The sequence below is a fragment of the Pseudomonas parafulva NBRC 16636 = DSM 17004 genome (assembly GCF_000730645.1).
Taxonomy (GTDB): Bacteria; Pseudomonadota; Gammaproteobacteria; order Pseudomonadales; family Pseudomonadaceae; genus Aquipseudomonas; species Aquipseudomonas parafulva.
This window is the reverse complement of sequence record NZ_BBIU01000006.1, coordinates 289,922-296,298: the sequence shown is the minus strand read 5'-3', so window position 1 is coordinate 296,298 and position 6,377 is coordinate 289,922. Positions and strand designations below refer to the sequence as shown.

The 6,377-nt window shown below is 59.6% G+C and carries 6 protein-coding genes and 1 rRNA gene; 3 read left to right on the top strand and 4 right to left on the bottom strand.

The features are described 5' to 3' along the window. Positions 1 to 412: ribosomal RNA gene (locus PPA02S_RS05715) — 16S ribosomal RNA — on the bottom strand; the annotation flags it as partial. Between the two features lie 468 nt (positions 413 to 880). On the opposite strand from PPA02S_RS05715, the gene rhtA reads away from it, so the two are divergent. Together rhtA and PPA02S_RS05705 are read left to right on the top strand one after the other, a co-directional pair. Beyond that, complete coding sequence (gene rhtA, locus PPA02S_RS05710; protein ID WP_028632589.1) at positions 881 to 1,768, top strand: threonine/homoserine exporter RhtA; 888 nt, start codon at positions 881 to 883, stop codon at positions 1,766 to 1,768. Positions 1,769 to 1,957: 189 nt separating this feature from the next. Further along, positions 1,958 to 2,239, top strand: coding sequence for a hypothetical protein (locus PPA02S_RS05705; RefSeq protein WP_028632588.1), 282 nt, complete (start codon positions 1,958 to 1,960; stop codon positions 2,237 to 2,239). A 44-nt stretch (positions 2,240 to 2,283) separates the two neighbouring features. Here PPA02S_RS05705 and PPA02S_RS05700 read toward each other — a convergent pair whose 3' ends face one another. The 3 genes from PPA02S_RS05700 to PPA02S_RS05690 form a co-directional block, all read right to left on the bottom strand. Further along, on the bottom strand, positions 2,284 to 4,092 hold the full coding sequence (locus tag PPA02S_RS05700; RefSeq protein ID WP_028632587.1) for an aminopeptidase P family protein: 1,809 nt from the start codon (positions 4,090 to 4,092) through the stop codon (positions 2,284 to 2,286). A gap of 144 nt (positions 4,093 to 4,236) precedes the next feature. Then, complete coding sequence (locus PPA02S_RS05695; protein WP_028632586.1) at positions 4,237 to 4,614, bottom strand: antibiotic biosynthesis monooxygenase; 378 nt, start codon at positions 4,612 to 4,614, stop codon at positions 4,237 to 4,239. A 98-nt stretch (positions 4,615 to 4,712) separates the two neighbouring features. Then, positions 4,713 to 5,276: a helix-turn-helix domain-containing protein gene (locus PPA02S_RS05690; RefSeq protein WP_028632585.1), complete on the bottom strand. Its 564-nt coding sequence runs from the start codon at positions 5,274 to 5,276 to the stop codon at positions 4,713 to 4,715. Between the two features lie 83 nt (positions 5,277 to 5,359). On the opposite strand from PPA02S_RS05690, the gene PPA02S_RS05685 reads away from it, so the two are divergent. Then, positions 5,360 to 6,289 carry a DMT family transporter gene (locus PPA02S_RS05685; RefSeq protein WP_028632584.1) on the top strand — a complete coding sequence of 310 codons (930 nt, stop codon included), beginning with the start codon at positions 5,360 to 5,362 and terminating at the stop codon, positions 6,287 to 6,289. Positions 6,290 to 6,377: the final 88 nt, after the last annotated feature.

The following is a 6,377-nucleotide window of genomic DNA, read 5'->3' as shown; positions in this document are numbered from 1 at the left end:
ACCTTCTTCACACACGCGGCATGGCTGGATCAGGCTTTCGCCCATTGTCCAATATTCCCCACTGCTGCCTCCCGTAGGAGTCTGGACCGTGTCTCAGTTCCAGTGTGACTGATCATCCTCTCAGACCAGTTACGGATCGTCGCCTTGGTGAGCCATTACCTCACCAACAAGCTAATCCGACCTAGGCTCATCTGATAGCGCAAGGCCCGAAGGTCCCCTGCTTTCTCCCGTAGGACGTATGCGGTATTAGCGTTCCTTTCGAAACGTTGTCCCCCACTACCAGGCAGATTCCTAGGCATTACTCACCCGTCCGCCGCTGAATCCAGGAGCAAGCTCCCGTCATCCGCTCGACTTGCATGTGTTAGGCCTGCCGCCAGCGTTCAATCTGAGCCATGATCAAACTCTTCAGTTCAATACTGCTTGGGTTTTTAAGAAACCCTAAACTTGGCTCAGCAATCTCAAATGACTATGTGATTTCTCGCATGGCCACTTGTGATGCTGATAATCTTTGTGACTATCAGTCCGTACTCACAAGCACCCACACGAATTGCTTGATTCGATTTGTTAAAGAGCGTTTGGCTACGAGTGTTTCGTCTCAACCGAGGCGCGCATTCTACGCTTTCCTCATTTGCTGTCAAGCGTTTATTTTGAAGTTTTTGCGAGAAACTCGTTTAGCTTCAAACACTTGACTCAACGGCTCAGCTTGCTTTGCCTTGCTGCATCGTTGGAGTGGTGCGCATTATAGGCTGTTATCTCAGGCGGTCAACCTTTAATTTCAACTTTTGAAAGGCCACCTTAATGCAAGGCACGCCTTGTCGAGCGAGCAGCAATTGCGCACTATACTGCGCAACCGCCCTTCCTTATGGAACACCCCCTCGCTATGAACACCTCGCCCCGCAGCCTGGCCGCTACGCTGTTCCCCATCGGCCTGCTGTTGATCGCCATGGCATCTATCCAATCCGGCGCATCATTGGCCAAAAGCATGTTCCCCATCATTGGCGCCCAAGGCACCACCACCCTTCGCCTGGTGTTCGCCAGCATCATCATGTTGCTGATATTGAGACCCTGGCGGGCCCGCCTCAATAGCCGAACCCTGCGCAACGTAGTCATCTACGGCCTGGCCCTGGGCGGTATGAACTTCCTCTTCTATATGGCATTGCAGACAGTGCCCATTGGTATCGCCGTGGCGCTCGAGTTTACCGGCCCGCTGGCGGTTGCAATTTTTTCCTCGCGCCGCGCCATCGACTTTCTATGGATTGCCCTGGCCCTGTTTGGCTTGCTGCTGCTTCTCCCCGCAGGCCACGACGGCCAGGCACTTGACCCGACAGGTGCCGCGTACGCCCTGGGCGCTGGCGTCTGCTGGGCGCTCTATATTCTGTTCGGCCAACGCGCCGGAGCCGAGCATGGCGTGCAAAGTGCAGCCCTGGGCGTGGTGGTCGCAGCCTTGTTCATTGCGCCCATCGGTATCGCCCACGCCGGCGCCACCTTGCTCACCCCAGCCGTGATCCCCATGGCGCTGGGTGTCGCGATACTGTCAACCGCCCTTCCCTATAGCCTGGAAATGGTCGCACTGACGCGCATTCCTGCACGCACCTTCGGCACGTTGATGAGCATCGAACCTGCCTTCGGCGCGCTGTCCGGCCTGCTGTTTCTCGGGGAAGTCCTGTCCATGACCCAATGGCTGGCCATCCTTGCGATCATCATTGCCTCGGTTGGCACCACGCTTTCCATGCGCAAAGCGCCCAGCCCAGCGATCGCCGCTGACTGATATGAGAAATATTTTCATTTGAGACAACGATAGTGATTGTGGCGACCGGCATCGCTGATTAAGCTGTCAAAGCACCATCATCTTCATGCTATCTAATGCATCGAACAGGGACGCTGGGAAATTTCAGGAAGAATCATAGCGATAACGACGGAACCAGCTTGCTGATCCGTCCTGCATTTAAGGACAGGAATGAAACGTACCTTGCTCATCCTGGCCATCTTGGCTATTGCTGGATGTGCCGCCACGGCGAAGACCGAGGTAAAAAGGGGCAAGAAAGGCCTGCATATCAATTGCTCCGGCCTTTCTTCTTCATGGGACAGCTGCTACAGCAAAGCAGCCACCGCCTGCAGCTCACGCGGATACCGCGTCATTGCACGCTCAGGCGACAGCGATGAAGAGGATGGGGATTACCTGTTCGGGATCAACCCTGCGGGCTATACCAGCCGCAGCATGATCGTCATTTGCAAGTAAATGGGGCTGCCGTTGCGCAGCCCCATTCGTATGCAACAACCGCTCTACAGCAAGGCAGTACGTGCGTGAAGCCAGGCCAGCGCTTCACCCTCCAGATACGGTGAGAGCCGTTCACGCACCATGGTGTGGTAACCATTCAACCATGCCCGTTCCTCGGCAGTGAGCCTTTCAGGCAACAAACAGCGGGTGTCGATAGGGCAGAGTGTCAGGGTTTCAAACGCCAGAAAGTCACCAAAGGCGCTTTTGCCTGCATTGCGGTTAGCCACCAGGTTCTCGATGCGAACCCCCCATTGCCCAGGCCGGTAAGTGCCTGGCTCAATCGAGCTGATCATGCCTGCCTGCATCGCTGTTTGCGGTGAGGGCGTTGCCTGGTAGGCAATTACCTGCGGTCCTTCGTGCACATTCATGAAGTAACCGACACCGTGGCCGGTGCCATGACCGTAGTCCACCTGGTCGGCCCACAGCGGTGCACGGGCGATGGCGTCGAGCAACGGCGACAACACGCCCTGGGGGAATGTAGCCCGGGACAGTGCAATCATGCCTTTGAGCACGCGCGTGCAATCCTGCTTTTGCAGCTCGCTGGGCTGGCCCACCGGCACCATGCGGGTGATATCGGTGGTACCGCCCAGGTACTGCCCGCCCGAATCGATAAGCAGCAGACCGTCGCCTTCGATCATTGAATGGGACTGCTCGGTTGCGCGGTAATGGGGCATGGCGCCGTTGGCATTGAAAGCCGCGATGGTGGCGAAACTCAGGGACACGAAACCTGGGCGGCGAGCCCTGGCGGCGCTCAGCTGCTCATCGATCGTCAGCTCGGTGATGGGCTCGCTGCCCAGCCGGGCCTCCAGCCAGGCAAAGAACTCGCAGAGTGCGGCGCCATCCTGCTCCATTACCTGGCGAACATGCCTCAGCTCTGGCTCCCCTTTGCACGCCTTGCTCAACGTGGTGGGGTTCGGGCCTTCGAGCAACTGCACCCCATCGCCCAGGTGGTCCATAAGCCCACACGTGACACGGGCAGGGTCGACCAACAAGCGGCTGCCACCGGGGATATCAGCCAGCGCCGCCCCTGCCTGGTCGTAATCGCGTACCTCTATACCGTCTGCCGCCAGAACAGCACGCAGGTTTTCGTCCAGCTTCCCGCTGCCGACAAACAGCAACGCCTGCTGCTGACTGATCAAGGCAAATGCGAGAAAGACAGGGTTATAGGACACATCGGTGCCGCGCAGATTGAACAGCCACGCAATGTCGTCCAGCGTGGCGAGAAAGTGCCAGTGCGCACCCTTCACCTGCATGACCTCGCGCAATGCGGCCAGTTTGTCCAACCTGGACACGGTGGCATAGGGCGGCAGGTGTTGGTAGACCGGATGGCCGGGCAACGCCGCACGCCCCTCCCACACCTGGCCAAGCACGTCTTTGTCAGTGACCAGGCGCACACCGCGACGGCCCAGGCGCTCACGCAATTGGCGCGCCGAGGCCAACGCCATTACCGCGCCATCCACCCCGACGCGACCATTGGCTGGCGCATGCTCGCCAAGCCAATCCAGCGCTCCGGGCTGACCAGGCGAGAGCTTCATCAATTCAATGCCGGTGCCCGCGAGCTCGCGCTCGGCCTGTTGCCAGTACCGGCTGTCTACCCACAACCCGGCAAACTCGGGCATGACCACCAGCGTACCTACCGACCCATGGAAACCCGACAGCCATCGACGGCCTTGCCAATGTTTGGGCAGGTACTCTGAAAGATGCGGGTCGGCCGATGGAACCAGCAAGGCATCCAGGCCTTCGGCGGCCATGGCCTGGCGCACGCGCGCCAAGCGCTCTGGCGTAGGTTGCTCATAGGTAGGCTGCGCGTTCATGGGCTCTCCTGCAGGTGCGTCTGGGTTGATTCGTGGCACCGATAATGAAACAGCTCCCAGAGGGCTGCAATCAACATCGGCACCGGCATGCCACTAGACCGCGCACATTTCAGCATTTCAGACGGGTCCTACAACCCTCAGGCGTTACCCACGCTGTGCGTCATGCTCACCCACTTGGCAGTAGAGGGCACCGTGTGGGCCACGCGCCAGGCTGCGTAGCGCCTGGTAGGCAGCGAAATGGGCCCCGCGCGCCTGGTAGCGCTCCAGCAATTGCACATACGACTCGTCGACAAAGTAGGCCGCAGCACCGACCCACGCCTGCCGGGACTCCCACTGCAGGTATTGCAGCACCCGGCTGCCGTCTTCGCTCGCCTGTATGCTGATCGTTTGCAACCCGCTGCATTGAAGTGCCAGCGCCTCACTGCGGTTCATCAACGCTTGCGCCAGCTCGCGCTGAAACAGGCTGGGTACTTGGTATTCGATCATCTGGGTGAACCAGATGGCAGTAGGGTTTGCCGACATTCACTCTCTCCTGGCCATTGGTGCTTGGTGCGCAATGCCGGAGAGGGTAAAACCTCAACTAAACTCGAGGTCAAGTGCCTGGCCGAGATATTCGGCTTTCAGATCACGACGTTGCGCACAAAAGTGACTGCGGTTTCGCCGTCGTTCCGGTAGGCATAGCGGCAGTTACTGGGGAACACATGAAACTGCCCTTGCTGCAGCCGGTGCTCGGTGGCTTCGATGATCAATGTGAGCTGCCCCTGCGTCACATACAACTGCTCACTCCAGCCCTCGGCATCGGCCTCGCTGCGATAGCACTCGCCGGGGGCCAAGGTCCACTCCCACAACTCCACCTCGCGCCGCGCCACGCTGCTGCCCAGCAGCACTGCACGGCTTTGCGGGTGTTCACCGGCCCAGGCCAGTTCCTCGATGCGGCCAGGGTCACGCAAGTTGGGCGCCTGGATCAGTGTACTGAACGCCACACCCAGGCTCTGGGCAATCAAGTCCAGCGTGGTGAGGCTGACATTCTTTTCACCCGCCTCGATCGCCACCAGCATGCGCCGGCTCACACCAGAGCGATCGGCGAGCACGGCCTGACTCATGCCTGCCGCGTGGCGCAGGTTGCGCACATTGAGGCTGACGTGCTGCAAAACCGAGGCGCGGTGTGAAGGGTCTTTGTGCACTATATTGCTCACTTACAAGGGTTGCGCAGTATACTGCCCAGTGTGCGGCGATTGTGCGCCGCCCCCTAAGAGCATGCAAGCCCATGACGCCAGCCAGCCAACAGCCCACCCCCACCGTCACGTTTCGCCTGAGCAAGGCGGAACTGGTGCTGATATTCATCACCATGTTATGGGGTGGCACCTTCCTGCTGGTGCACAACGTGATGACCGTCAGCGGCCCCCTGTTCTTCGTCGGCCTTCGCTTTGCCGCAGCTGCGCTGTTCGTGGGCATGGTTTCTGCGCGGGCGCTGGGCGGGCTCACACTCACCGAACTCAAGGCTGGGATGCTGATCGGCGTGACCATCATGCTGGGTTACGGTCTGCAAACCATGGGCCTGCAGACCATAAGCAGCAGCCAGTCGGCGTTCATCACCGCACTCTACGTACCCTTCGTGCCACTGCTGCAGTGGGTGGTACTGGGGCGCAGGCCCGGCCTGATGCCGAGCATTGGCATAGGCATCGCGTTCGTTGGGCTCATGCTGCTGGCAGGGCCGGACAGCGGCAGCTTGCACATGAGCGAAGGTGAAGTGGTCACCCTGGTCAGCGCCATCGCCATCGCCGCCGAAATCATCTTGATCAGCCGCTTCGCCGGCCAGGTCGATGTGCGACGGGTCACCGTGGTGCAACTGGCAACTGCCTCGGTGCTGGCGTTTCTGATGGTGGTCCCGACGCAGGAACGTATTCCGGACTTCTCCTGGCTGCTGCTCACTAGTGCAGTGGGTCTTGGGGCCATGAGCGCCGTGATCCAGGTTGCCATGAACTGGGCACAGAAATCCGTATCGCCCACCCGGGCCACCTTGATCTACGCGGGCGAGCCTGTGTGGGCAGGCCTGGTCGGGCGCGTGGCGGGGGAGCGCCTGCCCGGTGTGGCCCTGTTGGGCGGGCTGTTGATCGTGATCGCGGTGGTGGTCAGCGAGCTCAAGGTACGCCGCACGCAGCCACAGAATGAACGCGAACCCCAGGCCGACCTCTAACGCTGCGGCTATGCTTTGTAAAAAACTGTTATAAAAAAACAGCTTGTCACAGCGTATTTGTAGGATTCTGCGACAGCTTGCGGGTTGG